The sequence below is a fragment of the Pseudomonas sp. NFX1 genome, from assembly GCF_051123555.1.
Classification (GTDB): Bacteria; Pseudomonadota; Gammaproteobacteria; order Pseudomonadales; family Pseudomonadaceae; genus Aquipseudomonas; species Aquipseudomonas capeferrum.
The window spans coordinates 5,533,558-5,559,648 of the sequence record NZ_CP169366.1 but is presented as its reverse complement, the minus strand read 5'-3'; the positions used below and the strand labels follow the sequence as shown (position 1 = coordinate 5,559,648).

14 protein-coding genes, 2 tRNA genes and 3 rRNA genes are annotated in these 26,091 nt (G+C 61.0%); 2 read left to right on the top strand and 17 right to left on the bottom strand.

Annotated elements, in window-relative coordinates:
* Positions 1-171: 171 nt before the first annotated feature.
* Complete coding sequence (locus DJ563_RS24980; RefSeq protein ID WP_003251579.1) at positions 172-516, top strand: cupin domain-containing protein; 345 nt, start codon at positions 172-174, stop codon at positions 514-516.
* Positions 517-655: 139 nt separating this feature from the next.
* Here DJ563_RS24980 and mmsB read toward each other — a convergent pair whose 3' ends face one another.
* Positions 656-1,543, bottom strand: a complete 888-nt coding sequence (gene mmsB / locus DJ563_RS24975; protein WP_274099059.1) for a 3-hydroxyisobutyrate dehydrogenase — start codon at positions 1,541-1,543, stop codon at positions 656-658.
* Positions 1,544-1,553: 10 nt separating this feature from the next.
* Positions 1,554-3,080 (bottom strand): CoA-acylating methylmalonate-semialdehyde dehydrogenase, encoded by a 1,527-nt coding sequence (locus DJ563_RS24970; RefSeq protein ID WP_033702978.1) that lies wholly within the window; start codon positions 3,078-3,080, stop codon positions 1,554-1,556.
* 132 nt (positions 3,081-3,212) lie between these two features.
* Between DJ563_RS24970 and DJ563_RS24965 the strand changes: the two genes are divergently transcribed.
* Positions 3,213-4,163: a LysR family transcriptional regulator gene (locus tag DJ563_RS24965; RefSeq protein WP_033702979.1), complete on the top strand. Its 951-nt coding sequence runs from the start codon at positions 3,213-3,215 to the stop codon at positions 4,161-4,163.
* Positions 4,164-4,281: 118 nt separating this feature from the next.
* On the opposite strand, the gene DJ563_RS24960 is transcribed toward DJ563_RS24965, so the two are convergent.
* The 15 genes from DJ563_RS24960 to ilvC form a co-directional block, all read right to left on the bottom strand.
* Complete coding sequence (locus tag DJ563_RS24960; RefSeq protein ID WP_274099057.1) at positions 4,282-4,773, bottom strand: OmpA family protein; 492 nt, start codon at positions 4,771-4,773, stop codon at positions 4,282-4,284.
* A 4-nt stretch (positions 4,774-4,777) separates the two neighbouring features.
* On the bottom strand, positions 4,778-6,046 hold the full coding sequence (locus DJ563_RS24955) for a diguanylate cyclase domain-containing protein (protein ID WP_274099056.1): 1,269 nt from the start codon (positions 6,044-6,046) through the stop codon (positions 4,778-4,780).
* Complete coding sequence (locus DJ563_RS24950; RefSeq protein WP_274099055.1) at positions 6,043-6,609, bottom strand: YfiR family protein; 567 nt, start codon at positions 6,607-6,609, stop codon at positions 6,043-6,045. The genes DJ563_RS24955 and DJ563_RS24950 overlap by 4 nt, the downstream gene beginning before the upstream one ends.
* Positions 6,610-6,901: 292 nt before the next feature.
* Positions 6,902-8,977 carry an exodeoxyribonuclease V subunit alpha gene (gene recD, locus DJ563_RS24945; RefSeq protein WP_434518510.1) on the bottom strand — a complete coding sequence of 692 codons (2,076 nt, stop codon included), beginning with the start codon at positions 8,975-8,977 and terminating at the stop codon, positions 6,902-6,904.
* Entirely contained in the window at positions 8,974-12,651 is a 3,678-nt protein-coding gene (recB, locus tag DJ563_RS24940; RefSeq protein WP_434518509.1) for an exodeoxyribonuclease V subunit beta, read from the bottom strand. Before recB ends, recD begins: the two co-directional genes overlap by 4 nt.
* On the bottom strand, positions 12,648-16,130 hold the full coding sequence (recC, locus tag DJ563_RS24935; protein ID WP_434518508.1) for an exodeoxyribonuclease V subunit gamma: 3,483 nt from the start codon (positions 16,128-16,130) through the stop codon (positions 12,648-12,650). The genes recB and recC overlap by 4 nt, the downstream gene beginning before the upstream one ends.
* 148 nt (positions 16,131-16,278) lie before the next feature.
* Positions 16,279-16,394, bottom strand: a 5S ribosomal RNA gene (gene rrf / locus DJ563_RS24930).
* Positions 16,395-16,526: 132 nt separating this feature from the next.
* Positions 16,527-19,418, bottom strand: a 23S ribosomal RNA gene (locus DJ563_RS24925).
* 244 nt (positions 19,419-19,662) lie between these two features.
* A tRNA-Ala gene (locus DJ563_RS24920) sits at positions 19,663-19,738 on the bottom strand.
* A gap of 26 nt (positions 19,739-19,764) precedes the next feature.
* Positions 19,765-19,841: transfer RNA gene (locus tag DJ563_RS24915), tRNA-Ile, on the bottom strand.
* Between the two features lie 86 nt (positions 19,842-19,927).
* Positions 19,928-21,464 (bottom strand): 16S ribosomal RNA (locus tag DJ563_RS24910).
* The 16S, 23S and 5S rRNA genes sit together here with 2 tRNA genes alongside, the layout of an rRNA operon.
* An 858-nt stretch (positions 21,465-22,322) precedes the next feature.
* Positions 22,323-22,937: a protein-methionine-sulfoxide reductase heme-binding subunit MsrQ gene (gene msrQ, locus DJ563_RS24905; protein WP_258714124.1), complete on the bottom strand. Its 615-nt coding sequence runs from the start codon at positions 22,935-22,937 to the stop codon at positions 22,323-22,325.
* The gene (msrP, locus tag DJ563_RS24900) at positions 22,937-23,950 is read right to left on the bottom strand and encodes a protein-methionine-sulfoxide reductase catalytic subunit MsrP (RefSeq protein WP_434518507.1); all 1,014 of its coding nucleotides are present in this window, start codon (positions 23,948-23,950) and stop codon (positions 22,937-22,939) included. Before msrP ends, msrQ begins: the two co-directional genes overlap by 1 nt.
* A gap of 79 nt (positions 23,951-24,029) precedes the next feature.
* Positions 24,030-24,881, bottom strand: a complete 852-nt coding sequence (gene pssA, locus DJ563_RS24895; protein WP_027594991.1) for a CDP-diacylglycerol--serine O-phosphatidyltransferase — start codon at positions 24,879-24,881, stop codon at positions 24,030-24,032.
* A gap of 149 nt (positions 24,882-25,030) precedes the next feature.
* Positions 25,031-26,047 carry a ketol-acid reductoisomerase gene (ilvC, locus tag DJ563_RS24890; RefSeq protein WP_033701544.1) on the bottom strand — a complete coding sequence of 339 codons (1,017 nt, stop codon included), beginning with the start codon at positions 26,045-26,047 and terminating at the stop codon, positions 25,031-25,033.
* Positions 26,048-26,091 lie beyond the last annotated feature (44 nt).

Genomic DNA, 26,091 nt, shown 5'->3' with positions numbered 1-26,091 from the left:
GGGCCGCTATGCGGCCCATCGCAGGCAAGCCAGCGCCTACAAGTGCCGCGTATACCCTCGAAAGACCAGATATAGCGCGGTCAGGCACCTGGACGTCGAGCCCAGGCAACTGCGGCTCGGCCGATATCCCTATGGTGACGGGTCATTCATCCAGTCACCAGGAGTTGTGCCATGTCCGATTTCATCACCGTCCTGCGCGAGACCTGCCCGACGCCGGTCGTGGACGCCACCAAGTGGAAGCGCATCGGCGGCGATCCGCACACCGTCAACCTCAATGCCTACCTGTCGGCCGACGGCAGCAAGATCATGGGCACCTGGATCTGCACCCCGGGCAAGTTCGAGGTCAACTACGACAAGTGGGAGTTCTGCCACTTCCTCGATGGCTACTGCATCATCACCCCGGAAGGCGAAGAGCCGAAGCACCTGAAGGCAGGTGATGTGTTCGTGATCGAACCCGGAATGAAAGGCACCTGGGAAGTGGTCGAGACCGTGCGCAAGTACTTCGTTTTCGCCTGATTGCCAAGCCCTGCTTGTGCAGGGCACCTTCAGCCCCCGTAAACCCTGGGCAAAAAAATCGCGGAGCAGGTGCCCTTCCCTCTGGTGCGCAGTTACAGAGGGAAGGCCGCCTGGCCCGCGATGAAGTCCACCTCGCTCGTCAATCCTTTTTGCGGTACCCCTCGACGATGGCCGAGAAGTCCTTGCCACCCTCCCCGCGCAGGCTCATCGCCTGATACAACTGCTGGGCCACGGCCCCGAGAATCACCGGCTGGTGCGCCTGACGGGCAGCCTCGGTAGCCAGCCCCAAGTCCTTGAGCATCAACTCGGCGCCAAAGCCGCCGGTGTACCCGCGTGAAGCAGGCGCGGTCTCGATCACGCCGGGCCATGGGTTGTACGTGTCTGAGCTCCAGCAACGGCCGGTCGAGCTGTTGATGATGCCGGCCAGCACCTGGGTGTCGATGCCCAGTGCATTACCCAAGGCCATGGCCTCGGACACGCCGATCATCGAAATGCCCAGCAGCAGGTTGTTGCAGATCTTGGCGATCTGCCCGGTACCCACCTCACCGCAATGCACGATGTTGCGGCCCATCTGCTCCAGCACCGGTTTGAGCGTGGCGAACAACTCGGCGCTGGCACCGACCATGAAGGTCAGGGTGCCGGCCGCCGCGCCGCCGGTGCCACCGGAGACCGGTGCATCGCCCATGTCGACGCCCTTGGCCGCTGCGGCCTTGGACACCTCGCGGGCGGTCTGCGGGTCGATGGTGCTGCAGTCCACGGTCGGTGTGCCGGGGCGTACGCCCGCCAGCACGCCGTCATCGTTCAGGTAGACGCTGCGCACATGGGCTGCGGCCGGCAGCATGGTGATCACCAGCTCGCTGTTGGCCGCTGCTTCCTTGGGTGAAGGGCTGATCTGCCCGCCCAGTTCGGCGAGCTCGGCCAGCACGGTCTTGTTCAGGTCGAACAGGTTCAGCTGATGCCCGGCCTTGATCAGGTTGCGGGCCATGGGCGCGCCCATGTTGCCCAGGCCGATGAATGCGATACGCATGGCGAACTCCTTAGCGCAGGCTGATGGTGGTGTTCACACCGTCATTGACGCTGTCGTCATCGAACCAGCGGGCGGTGACGGTCTTGGTCTGAGTGTAGAACTGCACCACTTGCTTGCCGTACGGGCCGAGGTCGCCGAGCTTGGAGCCGCGCGAGCCGGTGAAGCTGAAGTACGGCACCGGTACCGGGATCGGGATGTTGATGCCGACCTGGCCGATGTCGATCTCGCTCTGGAACTTGCGCGCCGCTGCGCCGCTCTGGGTGAACAGGCCAGTGCCGTTGCCGAACGGGTTGCTGTTGACCAGGGCGATCGCCTCATCGAGGGTATCGACCTCCAGGGTCACCAGCACCGGGCCGAAGATTTCCTGGGTGTAGACCTGCATGTCGGTTTTAACCCCGGAGAACAGGGTTGGGCCGACGAAGTTACCTTGCTCATAGCCCGGCACTTTGACATCACGGCCATCGAGTTCGAGCTTGGCGCCTTCCTTGATGCCGCTTTCGATCAAGCCCAGCACCCGCTCCTTGGCACGCTTGGAGACCACCGGCCCGACGTCGGTACCGGGCTCGGACCCTGCATTGACCTTGAGCTTGCTCGCGGCCTCCTTGATGTCCGGCAGCCACTCGCGGGCCTTGCCCACCAGCACCGCCACCGAGGTGGCCATGCAACGCTGGCCGGCAGCACCAAAGGCCGCGCCGACCAGGGCGTTGACGGTCTGGGTGCGATTGGCGTCAGGCAGTACCACGGCGTGGTTTTTCGCGCCCATCATCGACTGCACACGCTTGCCGTGCTGGCTGCCCAGGTTGTAGACGTGGGTACCGACTTCGGTGGAACCGACGAACGAGATCGCCTTGATGTCCTGATGGGTGCAAATCGCATCCACCACCTGCTTGCCACCGTGCACCACGTTGAGCACACCGGCCGGCACGCCGGCTTCGAGCGCCAGCTCGACCAGCATCATGGTCGACAGCGGGTCCTGTTCGGAAGGTTTGAGCACGAAGGTGTTGCCGCAGACGATGGCCATGGGGAACATCCACAGCGGGATCATGGCCGGGAAGTTGAACGGGGTGATGCCCGCGCACACGCCGATGGGCTGGCGCAGGGTGTAGGTGTCGACGCCGCCGGCAACGTTCTCGGCGAATTCGCCCATCTGCAAGGTGCCAATGGACGCCGCATGCTCGACCACTTCCAGGCCGCGGAAGATATCGCCTTCGGCATCGGCAATGGTCTTGCCCTGCTCGGCGCTGAGGGTCTGGGCGATGCGTTTGGAGTGTTCGCGGATCAGCGCCTGCAGCTTGAGCATGATGCGCATGCGCGCGCCGATCGGGGTGTCACGCCAGGTCTTGAAGGCGCGATGAGCAGCCGCCACGGCAGCGTCGACTTCTTCGACGGTGGCGAACGGCACCCGCGCCAGCACTTGCTGGGTGGCCGGGTTGACGATGTCGCGCCACTCGTCGGTCTTGGATTCGACCCACTGGCCATCGATCAGCAGCTTGACCTGCTCGACCTTGGTCTGGTCGGGGGATTGAGGTGCGTTCATCTGGGTTCTCCTTGGAATTATTGTCGGGTCGAGATCGCCAGCGCCGTGCAAACGCGAGGTGGCGTCCTGGGGCTTGTTTCGAGTATAGATGTGCAAACATCCAACAAGAACGCACAAAAAAACCGGATCATCATGCAAAAAGACCTCACATCCCTCAGCTCGCTCAACTGGGACGACCTGAAGTTTTTCCTCGAAGTGGCACGCACCCGCAAAGCCAGCAGCGCCGCCAAGCGCCTGAGCGTCGACTACACCACGGTGTCACGGCGCATCACATCGCTGGAGGGGGCGCTGGGCACGCTGTTGTTCGAGAAGTCCCGGACCAACGGCTTCGTGCTTACCGCCGAAGGCCAGCGCCTGCTGGGCTATGCCGAGTCGATCGAGAGCACGCTGCACATGGCGTGCGAGCAGGTGTCAGGCTCGGGGGTGGCGTTGTCGGGGCATGTGCGCATGGGCTGCACCGAAGGTTTCGGCAGCTTCTTCGTCACGCCGCAACTGAGCCACTTCGTCGACGCGTATCCGGCCATTTCGGTGGATATCCTGCCGCTGCCGCACTTCATCAGCCTGTCCAAGCGCGAGGCGGACATCGTCATTGCCCTGGAACGGCCCGAGCACGGCCCTTATGTGTGCTGCAAGCTGTGCGACTACCGGTTGCGGCTGTATGCGACCCAGGCGTACCTGGATAACCACGCGCCGATCCGCCAGGTGGGGGATTTGGCCAAGCACCCCTTCATCAGCTACGTGGATGACCTGGCGTTCAGCTCCGAGCTGCTGTACCTGGCCAACCTGATCCCCAATGCCAACGCGCATTTGCGCAGTACCAGCGTGATTGCGCAGTACACCGCAGCATTGCAGGGGCGTGGGCTGGCGATTCTGCCGTGTTTTCTGGCGGCGCAAGACCCGCGATTGGTCACGGTGCTACCGGAGCAGATCGAGGTGACGCGGCAATTCTGGATGTACTGCCGGGAGGATTTGCGCAAGTTGAAGCGCATTACCCTGTTGTGGGATTACATCCGTGGGGTGACCGAGGCGAATGCGCCGTTGTTGATGGGGGAAACCCGTGAGATGCGGTTTGCTCAGGAATGATGCAGCCCTCAGCAACGGCGCCGTACAGGTAGGAGCTGGCTTGGCCTGCGATGGGCTGCGCCCTCGATCGCAGCCAAGCCAGCGCCTGCAGGGGCCGAGTCGGTCTGCAAGAGATCGCTCAGTACGACGCGACAACAATCGACACCCGTCGATTCTCGGTGCGCCCGGCACTGCTGCGGTTGTCGGCCACCGGTTGGGTGCTGCCCAGGCCGCGGGTCTGGATGTTCTGCGCAGGCATGCCGATTCCGATCAGCGTTCTGGCCACACTCTGCGCCCGGCGCTCGGACAACTGCTGGTTGTAGGCCGCCCTGCCCGACGCATCCGCGTGCCCATCCACCCGCACACCCTGGATACCAACCCCCAGCAGTGCCTTGCCGATACGCTCGACAATCGCCTGGCTCTGACCATTCAGGCCGTCCAGGTCACTGCCGAACAGTACCTTGCCCGACAGATCGAAGGCCCAGCCTTCATCAGTCGGGGCAAAGCCTTCGCGCTTGAGCACGGCGATCTGCTCGGCAGTCAGGCCCTTGGGCGGTGTGCTCTGGCAGCCGGTCAGCGCCAGCAAGGCGAGCAGCAAAGCCCAAAGGGGGAAACGCAAACGATGAATCACGGGTTCAACTCCTGTTTTTGATTTCGGCGGCGGACCGTTCCGTCTGCGCCACTTGCCACTGGCCACGGCGTTTTCGCTTGGCCTGGTACATTGCCGCATCGGCGGCGTCGAGCAGGCTGGCAGGGTCAGTGCCATCCACCGGGTAATAGGCGATGCCGACACTCAGCGAGGTGGCAATGCTGCTGCCACTGTCCAGCTGCACCGGCAGCTTCATGCTGGCGACGATCTTCTCGGCGATGAGCTCGGCGTCTTCACGCGAATGCAGCGGCGTCAGCAACACCGCAAACTCGTCACCGCCCAGGCGCGCCACCAGGTCGTGCTCACGCAGCTGGGCGCGGATGCGGTCGGCAACGCTGATCAGCACCTCGTCGCCTACCGCATGGCCCAAGCTGTCATTGATCTGCTTGAAGTGGTCACTGTCGAGGAACAGCACCGCCAGGTGATCCTGCTGGCGCGCAGCATTGCGCAGGCAACGGCTGAGGCGCCCTTCGAAGAAGGCGCGGTTGGGCAGGCCGGTCAGGCTATCGTGGCTGGCCTGGTGGGCCAGGGTCTGGTTTTCGCTCTGCAGGTGGCTGTGCCACACCTCCAGTTCATCGAGCAAGGCGTTGAAGTCGTTACCCAGCTCGTTGAGTTCGGCGATCGGCGCCTCCGGCACGCGACGGTCGAAGCGCCGTTCGCGCCGCGCGGCATGGGCAACGCTGGCCAGGCCACGCAATGGCCGGACGATGTCGCCGAGCAGGCGCCGCGACAAGTACAGGGCGATGACTGCGCTGAGCACCATGCACAACAGGATCCCGCCCAACCCGCCGAGCAGGAACAGCAACAGGCTGCGGCCCTGGCCAATCAGCTCGATGTGCCCGACCTTTTGCTGCTGGTGAAGGATCGGCAGGTTGACCGGTTCGTCCAGCAGCGTGGTGGCGACCAGGGTTTCCAAGTGCGCGAGCATGCCGCTGTCGTTGCGTTGCCAGTGGGCCAGTTGCTCACCGTCATTGTTGAATACCTTGGCGTCGGCCACCTCTTCGGTACTGGCGATCAGCGCCAGCGCCTCATTGGCCGCGACGCGGTCGTCGAACACCACAGCGGCTTCCACGGTGTAGGTGATCGAGCGGGCGATCAGGTGCAGGTTGTGGTTGGCATAGACCTGCAGGGCAAGCACGCCCAGCACGGTCAGCGAAACACCGACCAGGCCTACGGCGAGCAGGGCAACATTGAGGTGCCCACGGCCGAGCACCGAACGCAGGGTCGGGCGCATGCGCTTGTTGGCAGCTTTCATGGCTGCGCACCTCGGCGCCGCGACAATTGCAGCACGCTGGGGTGGATGCGTACGCCCGAACGGGCCACGGAGTCGAGGTTCACTTCAAAGGCGACCTGCTGATCGCTGACCCGCAGGCAGAACAAGCTGCCGACGGTACAGGGGTCGTCTGCCTCGCTGATGCTCAATACCGGGTGACCGCTGACGCGCTGGAACAACCGATCGCGTTGGCCTTGATCGAGCTTGCCGATGTAAATGGCATCGCAGGCCTGGGCGACGTGTGCATCGTCAGCCAGCAGGCGACGGACCTGCAAAGGCCGCCCGGATTCCTGCACATGCCCTTTGATCAGGTCGTCTGCGTACTCGGTAGGGCCGACCAGGCACAGGCGCAACGGCGCAGGTTCGGCTGGCCAGCGTGCGTAGCTGAAGATTCCCAATACCACCTGGGTGACGGCCTTGGCGCGTTGCTGTGCTTGCACAGCGGTGGCTGAGGATTCCGCCCAGGCAGGGCCTGCCAGTAACGACAGGGCGGCCAGCAACAGCGAAAGCATACAGCTCGTCAATCGCCTCCCGGCCACGGTCATGTGGGAAATCTCTCGAAGTCCTTTCAGATATTGACGCAACGATAGCACATGGCCGCCAACCCTGACTTGCGTGGCTTTTGTAGGAGCGGCCTTGCCGGGGCGCCGGACCGGTCGGAAAGGGCTGCGCAGCGGCCCCGGCGATCTTGTTGCAACCACGGAACCTTGTTGCACCACAGAAACTTGTTGCACCACAGTAACTGGGGCTGCTGCGCAGCCCTTTCCGACCGGTCCGGCGCCCCGGCAAGGCCGCTCCTACAAGGGCCGCGCCGCAATGATGGCAGCCGTGGGCGATTCAGACCTGTTCGAGCATCAGGCCGGAGATCCGCCGCACCTTGCGTGACACCGCCTCTTCGAATATGCCCTGCCGTGGCTCGATCAGGCTGAAGCAATGCTTGGCCCGGGTGATGCCGGTGTACACCAGCTCCTTGGTCAACACCGGGTTGAGGGCGTCCGGCAGCACCAGCGCGGTATGGCTGAACTCCGAGCCCTGGGACTTGTGCACGGTCATGGCGAACACGGTTTCCACCTCGTTGAGCCGGCTTGGCAAGACAAAACGTACCCCGCCGTTGCCATCGTTACGCGGGAAGGCAACCCGCAGCAGCGGCTCGCCCCGCTCATCCGGCAGGCGCAAGGCGATGCCGATGTCACCGTTCATCAGGCCCAGGCCATAATCGTTGCGCGTCACCAGCACGGGCCGGCCCTCGTACCAGGGCTGCTGGGCGTCGATCAGCCCGGCATTGTGCAGCACCCGAGCCACCCGCTCATTGAGGCCCTCTACCCCCCAAGCGCCCCGGCGTACCGCGCAGAGCAGCTGGAAGTCCTCGAAACCGTGCAGTACCTTGCTCGCCCATTGCTCCCACAGGGGGTCGTCATAAGCGGTGCCAGGTGCCGGCCGATAACGCCCCAGGGTCCGCAGGTAACTGCGATAGCCTTGCGGGCCCTCGGCGCCGCGGTTGAGGCCGTCAAGCAGCAAACGGTCGAAGGCCCGGTCCTGTTCGTTCTTCAGCGACAGGCCATTCACATCGGGCGGTGGCAGGGCGAGCAGATTGCGCGCCGCATGCGATTCCTGACGGTTGACCAGCCGAGCCAATTGGCCAATGCCGCTGCCCTCGCCGAAGCGCCGGGAAAAACGCAGCATCACCACCTGCTGCGCCAGCGGATTGCGCTGCGCATCACCGGCCATCAGGCCACTGCCCTGCAGCGACTGGCCGCCGATCTGCTCCAGCCACGCCTGGGTCGCGGCCGAGTAGCAACCGTCCTCGGCATCCCGGCACAGGTCACCCAGTACCGCACCCGCCTCGACCGAGGCCAACTGGTCTTTATCACCCAGCAGGATCAGCCGCGCGCGAGGTGGCAGCGCATCGAGCAGGTTGGCCATCATCTCCAGGTCGATCATCGAGGCCTCGTCGACCACCAGCACGTCCAATGGCAACGGATTACCCGCATGGTGGCGGAAGTGCCGCGACCCCGGGCGGCTGCCCAGCAACCGGTGCACGGTGCTGACCTCGGTGGGGATCTGCCCACGCACGGCAGCACTGACCTGCAGCCGCTCGACCTGCTGGCCGATGGACTCGGTCAGGCGCGCCGCCGCCTTGCCGGTCGGCGCGGCCAGGCGAATGCGCAAAGGCCTGCCCTGCTCCACCGCCGGCGCCTGCAGCAAGGCCAGCAACCGCACCACCGTGGTGGTCTTGCCGGTGCCGGGGCCGCCAGTGATGATGCTGAAGCCGGCCCGGGTCGCCAGGGCGCAGGCAAGCTTTTGCCAATCGACCTGGCCAGCCAGGGCGCCTTCGTCGAACAACTGGCCCAGGCGAGCCGGCAAGTCGCTGGGCGCTGCCTCGTGCTGGCTCAGGCGCTGGCGCAGGTTGTGGTCGATGCGCCGCTCGTAGCCCCAGTAGCGGCGCAGGTACAGACGCTCGCCACTGATGACCAGCGGCCGTGCCTGCTGGCCGGGTGTGTCGCCACTGGCCACCAGTGGGCTGGCCGCGATGCGCTGGCGCCAGGCCTGAAGGTCCAGGCCTGCAAGCAGTTGCGAAGGCAACAGCAAGGGGCCGATCAGGGCGTCACCTTCCGGCGGCAGCGACAGCGCGAAGTCCGGCTCGGCCAGGGTCTGCTGCAGGTCCAGGCAGACATGCCCATGGCCCAGCTGATGGCTTGCCAGGGCTGCCGCCAGCAACAGCAATGGGTCGCTACCAGGGGCGCGTTCGTCGAGAAACGACACGAAGGCACGGTCGAGGGCGCGCAGCCAGCCACGCTCGACCCAACGGTCCAGCAGTAGCAGCAGGTCGCCGCTGTCGCGCTGCGGCGCCAGGGCCAGCAGGTGCTCGGCATGCAAGGGGGTGGGCAACAGGTCGGTGAGGCTTCGGCTCATGGCGCGGCTCCGGCAAACAGGTCCTGCTGCTCGGGCGCGGACTCACCACGGAACAGTGCATCGAGTGCTTCGATCAGCACCCGCGGTGGCTTGGCGAAGTACACGCCATGGCCACTGCTGCTGGCACCACGCAGGAAGATGAACAGGGCGCCGCCGACATGGCGGTCGTAATCGTAATCAGGCAGCCGGGCGCGCAACTGACGGTGCAGGGCCAGCAGATACAGGACGTACTGCAAATCGTAGCGATGCTCGAGGATGGCTTTTTCCATGGCCAAGCTGTCGTAAGCCTGGATGTCCGGGCCCAGCCAGTTGGATTTGTAATCGGCCACGTAATAGCGCCCGTCCAGCTCGAAGGCCAAGTCGATGAAGCCCTTGAACATGCCATTGAGCAACGTCGGTTGCGCCGCCGGGCGCGCATGGCCTGGGTGGGTGTGGCGCGCCACCAGTTGATCGAGCTGTTCGGCGTCGACCTGATGGCTGGCGAACCAGAACTCCATTTCGATCTGGTAATGACGCAACTGCGCAAGGCTCAAGCTTACTTCCTGTCCCAGGACAGGCAATGGTTCGTTCAGCAACCGGTGCAGCCAGGGCGTCAGCGTCGCGATCCAGCCAGTCCAGTCACGCCGATTGCAGCGCTGCCCGACCGTGCGTTCGATCAGCTCAAGGTTGCCGCTGACCTCAGCGAAACCTTCACGGCCAGCCCACTCCAGCAGGCCGTGCAGGAAGGTGCCGGGGTTCGGCCCCCGCGGGAAGCGGTGGATATCGCCGCCTTCTGCCGGCACCTCGCGCAGTACCTGGGCGTCGACCACTTCGTCATCCAACAGTTGCTGGGCCTGCGAGCTGTCGGCGCCGAGGGTCTGCTCACCGACGCGCAGGGCACTGTAGGAAGCGATCCACCAGTTCTCGGCGGCCGCCCGCCGGGGTTTGCGCGCAGGCAGCAGCTCACGTTCGGCATGCGGCATGCGATACCCCTGATCGTCGGCCAGCGGCAGCGGCGGGCAGGCAATGTACGGGCAGGCCGATGCCAACGCCTGCAGCCAGCCCGCCAGTTGCTCGGAACCCGGCAGGGCAAGGCCACCGCCCAGCAGGTAACCGAGCGCCGAACGGTGCAGTTGCGAGTGCTTCTGGTTGCCGCGTTTCAGGTCGGCGACGCCGAGCCAGCAGGCATGCTGGGCGCGGGTCAGGGCCACATAGAGCAGGCGCAGGTCTTCGGCCAGGCGCTCGTCATCGGCCCGGGCGATCTGCTCTTGGTCAGGCGTAAGGGTCAGGTGGGCGTTACCTTGGCTGTCATGCCAGGCCAACGGCAGGCGCGTACCGTCTACCGGCTTGCTGGTGCAGATGAACGGCAGGTAGACCAACGGGTATTCCAGGCCCTTGGACTTGTGGATAGTCACCACCTTGACCAGTTGCTCATCGCTCTCCAGCCGCAGGATCTGCTCTTCACCGGCCTGGCCGGAGTTGGACAGGTGCTCGGCCAGGTGACGGATCAACGCCTGCTCGCCATCCAGCTCACCTGCCGCCTGTTGCAGCAATTCGGCCAGGTGCAGCAGGTTGGTCAGCACGCGCTCGCCGTCACTGCGGGCGATGAGCGTGCGCGGCAGCTGAAAGTCGTGCAGCAGGTGCCGCAGCATCGGCAGCACACCCTGGCGCTGCCAGGTCTCGCGGTAACGACGAAAACGCATGACCCAGTCTTCCCACACGCGCTCGTCCTGGTTCAGCTTGTCCAGCGCTGCCAATGACAGGTCGAGGGTGAGGCTGGCCAGGGCAGCCTTGAGCAGGCGCTCCGAGTCCGGTTCGGCGCAGGCCTTCAGCCACGCCAGCAGGTCATGGGCCTCCTGGGCGGCGAATACCGAGTCCTTGTCGGACAGGTACACGCTGCGCACATCCCGAGCAGCCAGCTCACCACGGATCATCTGGGCTTCGTGGCCGTCGCGCACGAGGATGGCGATATCCGATGGCAGGCAAGGGCGCAGTTCGCCTTCGCCGTTACGGAACCCCGCCGTGCCCTGCTGGCCACCGTTGAGCAGGGCGACGATATGGCTGGCGCAGCTGGCCGCCAACTGCTGACGGTACAGGGTGCCCGAGACCGGTTCTTCGCTCTGCAGTTGCCAGCATTGCAAGGCTGCACACACCTCGCCATCCACCAGCAGCTGTTCGCCACGGCCTTTGGCACGCACCTCGATGAACGGCAACGGATTGTCTTCGGCTTCACGGAACAGGAACGCCCCTCGCCCCTGGCTTCGCGTCTCGGCCTGGAGGAACACCTGGTTGACCGCCGCGACCATCGCCTGGCTCGAGCGGTAGTTGGTGTCCAGACTGTGCAGGCGCCCGGTGGTGGCGCGCCGGGCGGCAAGGTAGGTATAGATATCGGCGCCGCGGAAGGCATAGATCGCCTGCTTGGGGTCGCCGATCATGAACAGCCCGGTTTCGGTGCGGTTTTCGGTGATCTGGTAGATCTGCTCGAAGATGCCGTACTGGACCGGGTCGGTGTCCTGGAATTCGTCGATCAGTGCCACCGGGAACTGCTCACGAATCAACCCGGCCAGGCGCTCGCCGGCCTCGCTGGCCAGGGCATGTTGCAGGCGCAGCAGCATGTCGTCGAAGCCCATTTCGGCGCGCCGACGCTTCTCCACTTCAAAACGCGCCGAGACCCAGCTGGCAGCATGTTCGAGCAGCCGCGCATCCGGGCTGGCCAGCGCCTGCAATTGCTGTTGCAGCGTCTGCATGGCATGCAGCCCCGGGTGATCGGGTGGCTCGCCTGACTTCCAGGCCTCGGCCATGCCGGCCGGGGTCAGGCGGGTAAAGCCGGTACCCAGGTCGAGTTCGACGATGTGTTCGTCGGCGGCCCATGCGCTCAGCTTGTCGAACCAGGGTTCGAAGTAGCGTGCCTGCATCTTGCGCCCGTCGGCCAGCTTGGCGGCCACGGCATCGCGGCAGATCTGCCGCAGCTCATCGGCCCACTGTGCCCAGGGCGCCTTGAGCTGGGCCAACTGCTCGGTACGTTGCGCAAGCGCGTCTTCAATCAACGACTCGGGTTCTTGCTCGTGCTGCTGGGCCCGTACCCGACCGAACAGCGGGCGAATGCGCGGCAACAGCGCGTCGGGGCTGCCCCAGTGGCCACGCACCCAGGCCAGCGCCTCACCCTGCATGCCATAGCAGAACCGCCGCCAGTAATCGCGCATGACCTGGCCAAGCAGGTCGGTGTGATCGGTCTCCAGCGTCTGGGTGAACAGGCTGCCGCTGTCGAACGCGTGCTCGCGAAGCATGCGCTGGCACCAACCGTGGATGGTCGACACCGCCGCTTCGTCCATCCATTGCACGGCGATTTCCAGGCGGCTGGCGCAACGCGGCCAAGCTTCTTGCGGGTAATCGTCGCGCAACTGATGCAGCAGTGGGTCGGCCGCTTCAAGCTCGCCACGGAAGAACCGCGCCGCTTCGGCCAGCCGGGCACGTATGCGTTCGCGCAGCTCTTTGGTGGCGGCGTCGGTAAAGGTCACCACGAGGATCTGCGGGGGCAACAGCTCACGGCCGAAAGCCTGTTCGCCGCCGTGGCCGAGGATCAGCCGCAGGTACAGCGCCGAGATGGTGAATGTCTTGCCGGTACCGGCGCTCGCTTCGATCAGCTGGCTGCCATACAGGGGGAAACTCAGTGCCAGGGGACGGTCCTGGGTCATGCGCCACTCTCCGGGTTGCCCAGGGCCTGCCAGGGTGCGTTGAACAATGGGCGGTACAAGGTTTCGCACCAGCCTTCAAAGGTTTCGTCGGCGCTGAGCGCGGCGAAATCACGGAACTGCCGGGCCAGGGCAATACTTTCGCTGCGCTCGCCGAAGCTGTTGCGCTCGTCACCTTCATAGGCACGGGCCGCTGCGGCCAGCGCCTTGTCGGCATCGTCCTGGCCCAGCCAGGCAAAGGCAGTCTTGGCTGCCACCGACAGTGGCGCGTTCATTGCCGCCTGGCGCGCTACCAGGAGGTCGCCGAGCAGCTGCGCCGCCTCACCTTGCGGCAACGGCGCGAGCAGCAGGGTCAGGTCACTGGCCACCAGCGCACTGTTAAGCGGGTAACCCGCAGCACAGGCGGCCAGGTGCATGACCCAGGGCGCAATCAGCCGGTGCCACTTGTAGTTGTTGCGCCCGGCGCTGATGGTGTTCGGTACTGTGGTGATACTGAGCAGGCTTTGATCTTCTGCCTGGTAAACCCGGCCCAGCCAGCCTTCGAGGCGATGCCTGCCCTGTTCGAAATGAACAGGCAATGCGCCTTCGACCAGGTGCGGCCAGCGTTGCAACAGCTGACGATGGCGTTGCAGCAGATCGGGCAGTGGCTGGATCAGCTCGGCCTGCAAGAGCTGCCCGAAACCGGCAAGGGGCAACAGGCCACAGGCCTGTAGACGGCGGGCTTGCGCCTGCAAGGCGGGCTCGGCATGGTCCGGGTCGGCCAATGCGGCATTCAACAGGCTTTCGGCGGCACCATAGCGCTGCAAGGTATCGAGCACGAATGGCTCTTCATCCGGGGTCGGCGCCTCCAGGGCTTCGAAGAACACCTTCAAGCGCTGGCTGAAGAAGTGCCGCACCGGATGGCGAAGAAAGTCGTGCAGTTGCGTCAGGCTCAGCGCCTCATCATCGACGAAAGGCGGTAGATCGGGGACGGGCTGCGCGACCGCCTGCCCGGGCAGATGCAGCACCTGCCACTCATGGGCGAAGCTGAACAAAGGGCTGCCCTTCTGGAAATAACGCGGGCTGAACGGCTGTAGCGGGTGCTCTTGCGTCAAGGCGTGCAGCAACCGCTCGTCCGGCCCAAGCCCTGGGCCCGCGTCGGTGCCGGCCAAACGCCAACCTGCAGCCACATGGTCGCGCAACTGGCCGATAAGCACCGAGGCCGGGCGCTCACTGTTGTCGCGGATACTGCGCCCGACCCAGCTGACATACAGCTGATCGCGTGCCGACAGCAGGGCTTCGAGCAGCAAGTAACGGTCATCTTCACGGCGCGAGCGATCACCGGGGCGATAGTCGCTGGCCATCAGGTCGAAGTCCAGTGGCTGCTGGGCGCGGGGGTAGTCACCATCGTTCATGCCCAGCAGGCAGACCACCCGGAAGGGGATGGCGCGCATGGGCATGAGGGTGCAGAAGTTTACCGAGCCGGCGAGAAAGCGCTGGGACAGTTTGCCCTGATCCAGGCCAGACAACCATGCCTCGCGGACCACGGTCAGCGGTAGCGAGTCCTGCAGCCCGACGGTTTCGCACACTTGCAGCCAGGCATCGCGCAAGTCCTGCAGCTGCATCAACAGAAACTCGTCGTGCTCACCTTCAGCCAGGAAGAACACCTGCAACAAGGCATTCAGGCGTTCGCCCCACTGGGTGACGGTCGCGGGCTGGGCCAGTGCCTGGCACGCCACATCCAGGGCATCCAGCAAGGCTACGAGCGGGCCGATCAGAGCGGCATCCAGGCCGCCGATTTCGTCATAGGGTTCAATGCCATCACAGCCCTCACCTACGCCAACGGCATAACCCAGCAGCATACGCCGCAGGCCGAACCGCCAGCTGTTCTGCTCCAAGCCTTCCGGCAAGCCCAGGCTGGCGCGCTGCTCGGCATCCAGGCCCCAACGGATACCGGCGCCTTCAATCCAGCGATGCAGGGTGGGCAAGTCACTCTCACGGATGGCGAAACGGGCGCGTACCGCCGGCACGTCGAGCAGGTCGAGCACTTCGCTGACGGCAAAACGGCTATCCGGCAACTTGAGCAGGTGCTCCAGGGCAATCAGCAATGGCTCCCGACCGCGTTGGCCTTGATCGGTGAGGGTGAACGGAATGTAGCGTGGGTCATGACGCTGCAGCTGGCCGAACACGGCACGGATATGAGGGGCGTAGGTGTCGATTGCCGGCAGCATCACGATCACGTCGCGCGGGCGCAGGGTAGGGTCGGCGCTGAAGCGTGCCAGGAGCTGGTCGTGGAGAATCTCCACCTCGCGTTGCGGGCTGTGCGCGACGTGAAAGCGCATCGAACGGTCCTGCCCGAGGTCGACTTGCGGCCAGCGCTCACGGGTTTCGGCGAGCGGGCGCAGTTCAAGGATGTCATCTTGCAGCTGGTTGAGCAGCGTCGTCGGCGAACCCTCGCTGAACAGGTCGATGCGCCCCTCGCTGAACACACCGCGGTAGCTGCCCGGATCGTCATAGCTGTCGAGCAGGTTGATGTAGTCACGGCCCTGCTTGCCCCAGGCGGCCAGCAGAGGATGCGCGTGCTGGTGCAGGGACTGGTCGTCCAGCAGCAGCGGCATGCCCTGCTTGCGCTGTTGGCGTTTGTACTGATGGCGCAGCAGGTCTTTGTCGGCGACGATATCGGCCCAGTGATGGCGGCAAGGGTTGTGAACGCAAAGCAGTACCTGGCTGAACCGGGCCAGCCCAGCCAACGCCTCCAGTGCCTGGGCCGGCAGGGAGGAGATACCGAACACGATCACCCGCGATGGCAGGCCCGCAGGGGCTTGTTCCAAGCTGTTGATGCGCTCGATGAAACGCTGATGCACACCCGCGCGACTCTGCGCCATGCCTTGTTCGCCGACATCTTCCAGCAGGGCGCGCCACAGCTCGGCCTGCCAGCGATTGCCAGGGGGCAGCGCTTTACGCTCGCCTCGAGCGGTATTGAGGACGTGATCACCGCCCGCCCAGTCCTTGAGCCAGTCGGCTCGGTAGACCTGGTATTGGTCGAACAGGTCGGCGAGGCGCTCGGCAAGCTGGTAACGCTTGCGCAGGTCGCTATCGTCGGTCAGAAAACGCCGCAAGGGCTCGAAGTGCTCGCGCTCGATCAACGAGGGCAGCAAGCGCATCAGGCGCCAGGTCAGCGGGGCCTTGTCGAGCAAGGACACCTCAGGGATTTCATCGCGACCCAGTACTCGACGGTAAAGCTGCCACATGAAACTACCGGGCAGTTGCACATCGATCGCGGCGGCGATGCCACAGCCGCCCAGGTCTCCCTCTTCAGGGTCTTCAGCCAGCGCCAGTTTCAGCCACTGGGCAATGCCGTTGCTTTGCACCAGGGCAATTTCATTTTCCAACGGCGCTAACGGGTACCGACGCATCCAGCTCACCACCAAGCTGCGCAAGTCGTCGAGGCGGTTGCCATGCACGATCATGAAGCCGGGCTGGAGGGTGGTGGTGTTGACCATTGAGCATTCCCTGGAAGGCAGTGGGTTCTGATGCGGAACCATATCACGGGGCATGCCCGGGCTTATGGCGAGCATGGCGACAATTCTTTTCCAGCCGCAAAGACAAAACCCCTACCTGCTTGCGCAGATAGGGGTTTTGCGAAATGAATCTTGACGATGACCTACTCTCACATGGGGAGACCCCACACTACCATCGGCGATGCATCGTTTCACTACTGAGTTCGGGATGGGATCAGGTGGTTCCAATGCTCTATGGTCGTCAAGAAATTCTGTTGCCAGAACGTCCAGATGGACAGCCTAGCGAATTCGGATATGTGATTTGTGATGGGCATTCGAACTTTCGGTTCGTGTGTCTTCACCACCGCAATCTGCATGAGCAAATTGCTTGGGTGTTATATGGTCAAGCCTCACGGGCAATTAGTATTGGTTAGCTCAACGCCTCACAGCGCTTACACACCCAACCTATCAACGTCGTAGTCTTCGACGGCCCTTTAGGGGATTCTAGATCCCAGTGAGATCTCATCTTGAGGCAAGTTTCCCGCTTAGATGCTTTCAGCGGTTATCTCTTCCGAACATAGCTACCCGGCAATGCCACTGGCGTGACAACCGGAACACCAGAGGTTCGTCCACTCCGGTCCTCTCGTACTAGGAGCAGCCCCTCTCAAATCTCAAACGTCCACGGCAGATAGGGACCGAACTGTCTCACGACGTTCTAAACCCAGCTCGCGTACCACTTTAAATGGCGAACAGCCATACCCTTGGGACCGGCTTCAGCCCCAGGATGTGATGAGCCGACATCGAGGTGCCAAACACCGCCGTCGATATGAACTCTTGGGCGGTATCAGCCTGTTATCCCCGGAGTACCTTTTATCCGTTGAGCGATGGCCCTTCCATACAGAACCACCGGATCACTAAGACCTACTTTCGTACCTGCTCGACGTGTTTGTCTCGCAGTCAAGCGCGCTTTTGCCTTTATACTCTACGACCGATTTCCGACCGGTCTGAGCGCACCTTCGTACTCCTCCGTTACTCTTTGGGAGGAGACCGCCCCAGTCAAACTACCCACCATACACTGTCCTCGATCCGGATAACGGACCTGAGTTAGAACCTCAAAGTTGCCAGGGTGGTATTTCAAGGATGGCTCCATGAGAACTGGCGTCCCCACTTCAAAGCCTCCCACCTATCCTACACAAGCAAATTCAAAGTCCAGTGCAAAGCTATAGTAAAGGTTCACGGGGTCTTTCCGTCTAGCCGCGGATACACTGCATCTTCACAGCGATTTCAATTTCACTGAGTCTCGGGTGGAGACAGCGCCGCCATCGTTACGCCATTCGTGCAGGTCGGAACTTACCCGACAAGGAATTTCGCTACCTTAGGACCGTTATAGTTACGGCCGCCGTTTACCGGGGCTTCGATCAAGAGCTTCGCTTGCGCTAACCCCATCAATTAACCTTCCGGCACCGGGCAGGCGTCACACCCTATACGTCCACTTTCGTGTTTGCAGAGTGCTGTGTTTTTAATAAACAGTCGCAGCGGCCTGGTATCTTCGACCGGCATGGGCTTACGGAGCAAGTCCTTAACCCTCGCCGGCGCACCTTCTCCCGAAGTTACGGTGCCATTTTGCCTAGTTCCTTCACCCGAGTTCTCTCAAGCGCCTTGGTATTCTCTACCTAACCACCTGTGTCGGTTTGGGGTACGGTTCCCAGTTATCTGAAGCTTAGGAGCTTTTCTTGGAAGCATGGCATCAACCACTTCGTCGCCTAATGGCAACTCGTCATCAGCTCTCGGCCTTGAAATCCCGGATTTGCCTAAGATTTCAGCCTACCACCTTAAACTTGGACAACCAACGCCAAGCTGGCCTAGCCTTCTCCGTCCCTCCATCGCAATAACTGCAAGTACAGGAATATTAACCTGTTTTCCATCGACTACGCTTTTCAGCCTCGCCTTAGGGACCGACTAACCCTGCGTCGATTAACGTTGCGCAGGAAACCTTGGTCTTTCGGCGTGGGAGTTTTTCACTCCCATTGTCGTTACTCATGTCAGCATTCGCACTTCTGATACCTCCAGCAAGCTTCTCAACTCACCTTCACAGGCTTACAGAACGCTCCTCTACCGCATCATCCTAAGATGATACCCGTAGCTTCGGTGCATGGTTTGAGCCCCGTTACATCTTCCGCGCAGGCCGACTCGACTAGTGAGCTATTACGCTTTCTTTAAAGGGTGGCTGCTTCTAAGCCAACCTCCTAGCTGTCTAAGCCTTCCCACATCGTTTCCCACTTAACCATGACTTTGGGACCTTAGCTGACGGTCTGGGTTGTTTCCCTTTTCACGACGGACGTTAGCACCCGCCGTGTGTCTCCCATGCTCGGCACTTGTAGGTATTCGGAGTTTGCATCGGTTTGGTAAGTCGGGATGACCCCCTAGCCGAAACAGTGCTCTACCCCCTACAGTGATACATGAGGCGCTACCTAAATAGCTTTCGAGGAGAACCAGCTATCTCCGAGCTTGATTAGCCTTTCACTCCGATCCACAGGTCATCCGCTAACTTTTCAACGGTAGTCGGTTCGGTCCTCCAGTCAGTGTTACCTAACCTTCAACCTGCCCATGGATAGATCGCCCGGTTTCGGGTCTATACCCAGCGACTAAACGCCCTATTAAGACTCGCTTTCGCTACGCCTCCCCTATTCGGTTAAGCTCGCCACTGAATATAAGTCGCTGACCCATTATACAAAAGGTACGCAGTCACCTAACAAGTAGGCTCCCACTGCTTGTACGCATACGGTTTCAGGATCTATTTCACTCCCCTCTCCGGGGTTCTTTTCGCCTTTCCCTCACGGTACTAGTTCACTATCGGTCAGTCAGTAGTATTTAGCCTTGGAGGATGGTCCCCCCATATTCAGACAAAGTTTCTCGTGCTCCGTCCTACTCGATTTCATTGATAAGAGATTTTCGTGTACGGGGCTATCACCCACTATGGCCGCACTTTCCAGAGCGTTCCACTAATCTCAAACCAACTTAAGGGCTGGTCCCCGTTCGCTCGCCACTACTAAGGGAATCTCGGTTGATTTCTTTTCCTCAGGGTACTTAGATGTTTCAGTTCCCCTGGTTCGCCTCTTGCACCTATGTATTCAGTACAAGATACTCAGCTTATGCTGAGTGGGTTCCCCCATTCAGAGATCTCTGGATCACAGTCTGTTTGCCGACTCCCCAAAGCTTATCGCAGGCTACCACGTCTTTCATCGCCTCTGACTGCCAAGGCATCCACCGTATGCGCTTCTTCACTTGACCATATAACCCCAAGCAATCTGGTTATACTGTGAAGACGACATTCGCCGAAAATTCGCATGCTGCTCGATTAAGAGCAAATCACAAATTTTACCTTAGCCTGATCCACTACCAGTGAAAGTAGTGTTCAGTCTATTTCTATCACATATCCGAATTTTTAAAGAACGATCTGACAAAAGCCAGAAATCAACATTCATCACCGAATGTTCATTTCTAAGTTCTGAGCAGTGCTGCGAAACCTGAAGAGTGGTGGAGCCAAGCGGGATCGAACCGCTGACCTCCTGCGTGCAAGGCAGGCGCTCTCCCAGCTGAGCTATGGCCCCGTATTTTGTAGGCCGCACCAAGTAATTGGTAGGTCTGGGCAGATTTGAACTGCCGACCTCACCCTTATCAGGGGTGCGCTCTAACCAACTGAGCTACAGACCTATAACAGGGTCGCGTTACAGCATCGTCTTTATACAAAGAATCAAGCAATTCGTGTGGGAGCTCATCAGCAGGCTGATGTCGTCGATTAAGGAGGTGATCCAGCCGCAGGTTCCCCTACGGCTACCTTGTTACGACTTCACCCCAGTCATGAATCACACCGTGGTAACCGTCCTCCCGAAGGTTAGACTAGCTACTTCTGGTGCAACCCACTCCCATGGTGTGACGGGCGGTGTGTACAAGGCCCGGGAACGTATTCACCGCGACATTCTGATTCGCGATTACTAGCGATTCCGACTTCACGCAGTCGAGTTGCAGACTGCGATCCGGACTACGATCGGTTTTGTGAGATTAGCTCCACCTCGCGGCTTGGCAACCCTCTGTACCGACCATTGTAGCACGTGTGTAGCCCAGGCCGTAAGGGCCATGATGACTTGACGTCATCCCCACCTTCCTCCGGTTTGTCACCGGCAGTCTCCTTAGAGTGCCCACCATAACGTGCTGGTAACTAAGGACAAGGGTTGCGCTCGTTACGGGACTTAACCCAACATCTCACGACACGAGCTGACGACAGCCATGCAGCACCTGTGTCAGAGTTCCCGAAGGCACCAATCCATCTCTGGAAAGTTCTCTGCATGTCAAGGCCTGGTAAGGTTCTTCGCGTTGCTTCGAATTAAACCACATGCTCCACCGCTTGTGCGGGCCCCCGTCAATTCATTTGAGTTTTAACCTTGCGGCCGTACTCCCCAGGCGGTCAACTTAATGCGTTAGCTGCGCCACTAAAATCTCAAGGATTCCAACGGCTAGTTGACATCGTTTACGGCGTGGACTACCAGGGTATCTAATCCTGTTTGCTCCCCACGCTTTCGCACCTCAGTGTCAGTATCAGTCCAGGTGGTCGCCTTCGCCACTGGTGTTCCTTCCTATATCTACGCATTTCACCGCTACACAGGAAATTCCACCACCCTCTACCGTACTCTAGCTTGCCAGTTTTGGATGCAGTTCCCAGGTTGAGCCCGGGGCTTTCACATTCAACTTAACAAACCACCTACGCGCGCTTTACGCCCAGTAATTCCGATTAACGCTTGCACCCTCTGTATTACCGCGGCTGCTGGCACAGAGTTAGCCGGTGCTTATTCTGTCGGTAACGTCAAAACAGCAAGGTATTCGCTTACTGCCCTTCCTCCCAACTTAAAGTGCTTTACAATCCGAAGACCTTCTTCACACACGCGGCATGGCTGGATCAGGCTTTCGCCCATTGTCCAATATTCCCCACTGCTGCCTCCCGTAGGAGTCTGGACCGTGTCTCAGTTCCAGTGTGACTGATCATCCTCTCAGACCAGTTACGGATCGTCGCCTTGGTGAGCCATTACCCCACCAACTAGCTAATCCGACCTAGGCTCATCTGATAGCGCAAGGCCCGAAGGTCCCCTGCTTTCTCCCGTAGGACGTATGCGGTATTAGCGTCCCTTTCGAAACGTTGTCCCCCACTATCAGGCAGATTCCTAGGCATTACTCACCCGTCCGCCGCTGAATCGAAGAGCAAGCTCTTCTCATCCGCTCGACTTGCATGTGTTAGGCCTGCCGCCAGCGTTCAATCTGAGCCATGATCAAACTCTTCAGTTCAATACTGCTTGGGTTTTTAAGAAACCCTAAACTTGGCTCAGCAATCTCAAATGACTATGTGATTTCTCGCATGGTCACTTGTGATGCTGATAATCTTTGTGACTATCAGTCCGTACTCACAAGCACCCACACGAATTGCTTGATTCAATTTGTTAAAGAGCGGTTGGTTAAGAGCTTTTCGTCTCAACCGAGGCGCGCATTCTACGCTTTCCTCATTTGCTGTCAAGCGTTTATTTTGAAGTTTTTTGCGAGAAACTCGTTTAGCTTCAAACACTTGACTCGCTGCGATCTCTCGTAGCGGGAGGCGAATCATACAGCGTTTAGAAGCGCTGTCAACCACCATCTTAACCGCTGACGATCTTTCGATCGGAGCACTTCAAACTTCGCCTTGACTATTTAACTCGTTGAAACTCAAGGAGTTTTTCGTTCCGACTACGCTGGAAGTGGGGCGCATTATAAGGGGATTCGAGACCGCGTCAACCCTTAATGTTCATTAAAGTGAAATAACCGCAGAAAAGACCGCATCAAGGCTGACAGGTGCCCGCCATTACCCTTTCGGCGCCTATGAGATCGAGCGCCGCCCGCGCGGCGCATCGCGAGCGAGCTCGCTCCTACATTTGTTTCGGGCCAGTGAGGCCTGTGGCATTGGCGCGCGACCGCCTTGTTCGTACGACGCTATATTGAGGCGGGCACCCAAGGGCCGCGCGCCAATCACTCAGGAATAATTGGCCCGAAACAAATGTAGGAGCGAGCTCGCTCGCGATGCGCCGCGCGGGCGGCGCTCGATCTCATAGGCGCTGAAACTGCTGTGGCGAACACTTCTACCCCCACAAACCCAACGACGAGCAAGCCACACCCCTACGAAGCCACCCTCCCCCGCCGCCCCACCAACCGCGGCACGCGCCGCGCCACCGCGGGAATCCGCAACACCATCAGCAAACCACCAATGCCCGCATAGATAGCCCACTCCCGCAGGTCCGAACGCACGATCCACAGAAAATGCAGCAACCCCAACCCCAGAATCACATACACCAGCTTGTGCAGCTTCTTCCAACGGGCGCCCAACCGCCGCTGGCTGTACCGATTGGAGGTGACCGCCAGGGCCAGCAAACCAAGAAAACCCAGCGCACCCACAAAAATGTAGGGCCGCTTGCGTAGCTCGACAGCCAACTGCCCCCAGTCCAACCCCAGAATAAAGAACAGATAACAAAGGATGTGCAGCACGATATAAGCAAAACACCACAACCCCAGCTGCCGGCGCACGACGATCCAGCCCGACCACCCGGTCAGCCGCTGCAACGGCGTCATGCACAACGTCACCAGCAAGAACGTCAGCGCACCCAAACCCAGCCGGTCCATCAGGATCTTGCCCGGGTCAGGCCCCAGCAGGCTCATCGCCGCTTCATACAACCACCAAAGCGGCAACGCGCACCCCACTATAAAGATGGCCAGGCGCAACCAGGGATAACGCATCAATAGTTCTTCCGCAGGTCGAGGTCGGTATACAGCGACGCCACCTCATCGGCGTAGCCATTGAACATCTGGGTCTGCCGCACATTGGGGCTGAACAGGCCACTGGGTAAACGGCGTTCACGCGCCTGGCTCCAACGCGGGTGATCGACTTCCGGGTTGACGTTGGCATAGAAGCCATACTCGTCTGGCGCCAGCCCCTCCCAGGTGGTTTGCGGCTGCTCGGCCACCAAGCTGATACGCACGATCGACTTGATGCTCTTGAACCCGTACTTCCAAGGCACCACCAGCCGCAGCGGCGCGCCATTCTGGTTGGCCAGTTCACGGCCATACATACCCACCGCCAGAATCGCCAAGGGGTGCATCGCCTCATCCAGGCGCAACCCTTCTCTATAAGGCCAGTCGATCAAGGCAAAGCCTGAGCGCTGCCCGGGCATATGCTCCGGGTCCTTCAAAGTCTCGAATCGCACGTAGCGCGCTTTCGATGTCGGCTCTACCTGTTTGAGTACCTGCGCCAGCGGGAAGCCAAGCCAGGGGATGACCATTGACCACGCCTCGACACAGCGCAACCGGTAGATGCGCTCTTCGAGCTGATACGGCTTGACGAAGTCTTCGAGGGCATAGCGCCCAGGCTTGCCGACTTCGCCGTCAATTACCACCGACCACGGCTCGGTCTTCAAGCTATCGCCATTGGCCGCTGGGTCGCCTTTGTCAGGCCCGAACTCATAGAAGTTGTTGTAGTGGGTCGCATCCTTGAACGGGGTGATAGCCTCGTCCTTGACCGTCACCGCCTGCCATTGCGTGCCAGCAAGCTTGTCGCTGAACCAGCCAGGTGCGGCGCCCGCCTCGACATCAGCGTAACGGCTGGCCTCGGCCGCATGCGCCAGGCCTGGCAGTGCGCCCAGGGCTAGCCCTGCCAGCGAACCACCGAGCAAGCTGCGACGAGAGAGATAGAGACCTTCGGGGGTGATCTCCGATGCATTGCACTCGGACGACCTGGGTAGCTTGATGAGCATGGACGGCTCCACAGCACTGGATAACGGATGTACCAGTAAGACTATGGAGCCGGAGGGTTATTCCATCATTAAATCATTGTCACGATTTACGACGGCGAGACCGCAGCAGGAACTGGATCGGCCCAGACGCCGCGTAGGCAAGGAAAATCAGCAGCAGGATGCGGGGCGGGTCGCTGAAGACCACCGCGAATACCAGCACCACAGCCAGGATAGCCACAAACGGCACGCGCCCTTTTAAGTCGAGCTCCTTGAAGCTGTTGTACTTGATGTTACTGACCATCAGCATGCCGGCAGCCGCAACCAGCAGCGCCACCAGGAACGACAGCTTGGAGCCCTGGATGCCGTAGTCACTGAAGGCCCAAACAGTACCTGCAACCACCCCGGCAGCGGCCGGGCTGGCCAGGCCGATGAAGTAACGCTTGTCGGCGGTCCCCACCTGGGTGTTGAAGCGCGCCAGCCGCAGAGCGGCGCCCGCCACATAGATGAAGGCGACCATCCAGCCGACCTTGCCCATGTCGCCCAGTGCCCAGCCAAAGGCCAGCAGCGCAGGGGCCACACCGAAGGCGACCATGTCCGACAGCGAATCGTACTCGGCGCCGAAGGCGCTCTGGGTGTTGGTCATGCGTGCTACACGGCCATCAAGGCCATCGAGCACCATGGCAACGAAGATAGCGATGGCGGCGAAGGCGAAGTACTTGCTTGCCTCGCGCGGGTCACCGGCGCTCAGCGCACTCTGCGCGCTCATCGAGTTGATGATTGAATAGAAGCCGGCGAACAGGTTGGCGGTGGTGAACAGGTTGGGCAGCAAATAAATGCCGCGATGCCGGACCTTGCGCCCTTCGGCGTCATGCCCTTCTTCAATGTGCTCATCGACAGGTAGCAGGCTTTCGGCGTCGGAGGGCTTGTTCGGCTCTTCGGGACGTTCGCTCATGTAGGGTACCTTGCAACAGGGTGGAATATGTTCGACACGGGCCTGCGAAACAGGTTCTGACGGCAGGCCACTGGTCTGCTTTATACCAGATGCCGGCTGCCTAAACGAAAAAACGCGGCCGAAGCCGCGTTTTTCATGTTGCGAGAAACTTAGTTCTTGGCTTTGTCGACGATCTTGTTCGCCGAGATCCAAGGCATCATCGAGCGCAGTTGCTCGCCGATGACTTCGATGCCGTGGGCAGCGTTGTTGCGGCGCTTGGCGGTCATCGATGGGTAGTTGGTGGCACCTTCGGAGATGAACATCTTCGCGTACTCGCCGTCCTGGATGCGCTTCAGAGCGTTGCGCATGGCCTTGCGGGATTCTTCGTTGATGACTTCTGGGCCGGTGACGTACTCACCGTACTCGGCGTTGTTCGAGATCGAGTAGTTCATGTTGGCGATGCCGCCTTCGTACATGAGGTCAACGATCAGCTTCAGCTCGTGCAGGCACTCGAAGTAGGCCATTTCTGGCGCGTAGCCAGCTTCGACCAGTGTTTCGAAACCGGCTTTGACCAGCTCGACGGTACCGCCACACAGAACTGCCTGCTCACCGAACAGGTCGGTTTCAGTCTCGTCCTTGAAGGTGGTTTCGATGATGCCGGTACGGCCGCCACCGACGCCTGCAGCGTAGGACAGCGCAACGTTCTTGGCGTTGCCGGAAGCGTCCTGGTAGATAGCGATCAGGTCAGGGATGCCGCCGCCTTTGACGAACTCGGAACGCACGGTGTGGCCCGGGGCTTTCGGCGCGATCATGATCACGTCGAGGTCGGCACGCGGAACAACCTGGTTGTAGTGGATCGAGAAGCCGTGGGAGAAGGCCAGGGTGGCGCCTTTCTTGATGTTCGGCTCGATCTCGTTCTTGTACAGAGCGCCTTGGAACTCGTCCGGGGTCAGGATCATGACCAGGTCGGCAGCAGCGACAGCGGTAGCCACGTCGGCAACTTTCAGACCGTGGGCTTCGGCCTTGGCAACGGTGGCCGAGCCTTTACGCAGACCGACGGTAACGTCTACACCGGAGTCTTTCAGGTTGCACGCCTGGGCGTGGCCTTGGGAACCGTAACCGATGATGGCGACTTTCTTACCCTGGATGATGGAAAGGTCGCAGTCTTTATCGTAGAAAACTTTCATGAAAATACCCCTGGTTATATCTCGGCCCCTGCGGAGCCATCGCT

Coding starts and splice junctions, on each gene's coding strand:
- pssA (WP_027594991.1), bottom strand. CDS start 24,881: ATGAGCGAACGTCCCGAAGAGCCGAACAAGCCCTCCGACGCCGAAAGC.
- msrQ (WP_258714124.1), bottom strand. CDS start 22,937: ATGCGTTATCCCTGGTTGCGCCTGGCCATCTTTATAGTGGGGTGCGCG.
- DJ563_RS24955 (WP_274099056.1), bottom strand. CDS start 6,046: ATGAAAGCTGCCAACAAGCGCATGCGCCCGACCCTGCGTTCGGTGCTC.
- recB (WP_434518509.1), bottom strand. CDS start 12,651: ATGACCCAGGACCGTCCCCTGGCACTGAGTTTCCCCCTGTATGGCAGC.
- DJ563_RS24980 (WP_003251579.1), top strand. CDS start 172: ATGTCCGATTTCATCACCGTCCTGCGCGAGACCTGCCCGACGCCGGTC.
- ilvC (WP_033701544.1), bottom strand. CDS start 26,047: ATGAAAGTTTTCTACGATAAAGACTGCGACCTTTCCATCATCCAGGGT.
- DJ563_RS24970 (WP_033702978.1), bottom strand. CDS start 3,080: ATGAACGCACCTCAATCCCCCGACCAGACCAAGGTCGAGCAGGTCAAG.
- DJ563_RS24950 (WP_274099055.1), bottom strand. CDS start 6,609: ATGACCGTGGCCGGGAGGCGATTGACGAGCTGTATGCTTTCGCTGTTG.
- recC (WP_434518508.1), bottom strand. CDS start 16,130: ATGGTCAACACCACCACCCTCCAGCCCGGCTTCATGATCGTGCATGGC.
- mmsB (WP_274099059.1), bottom strand. CDS start 1,543: ATGCGTATCGCATTCATCGGCCTGGGCAACATGGGCGCGCCCATGGCC.
- msrP (WP_434518507.1), bottom strand. CDS start 23,950: ATGCTCATCAAGCTACCCAGGTCGTCCGAGTGCAATGCATCGGAGATC.
- recD (WP_434518510.1), bottom strand. CDS start 8,977: ATGAGCCGAAGCCTCACCGACCTGTTGCCCACCCCCTTGCATGCCGAG.
- DJ563_RS24965 (WP_033702979.1), top strand. CDS start 3,213: ATGCAAAAAGACCTCACATCCCTCAGCTCGCTCAACTGGGACGACCTG.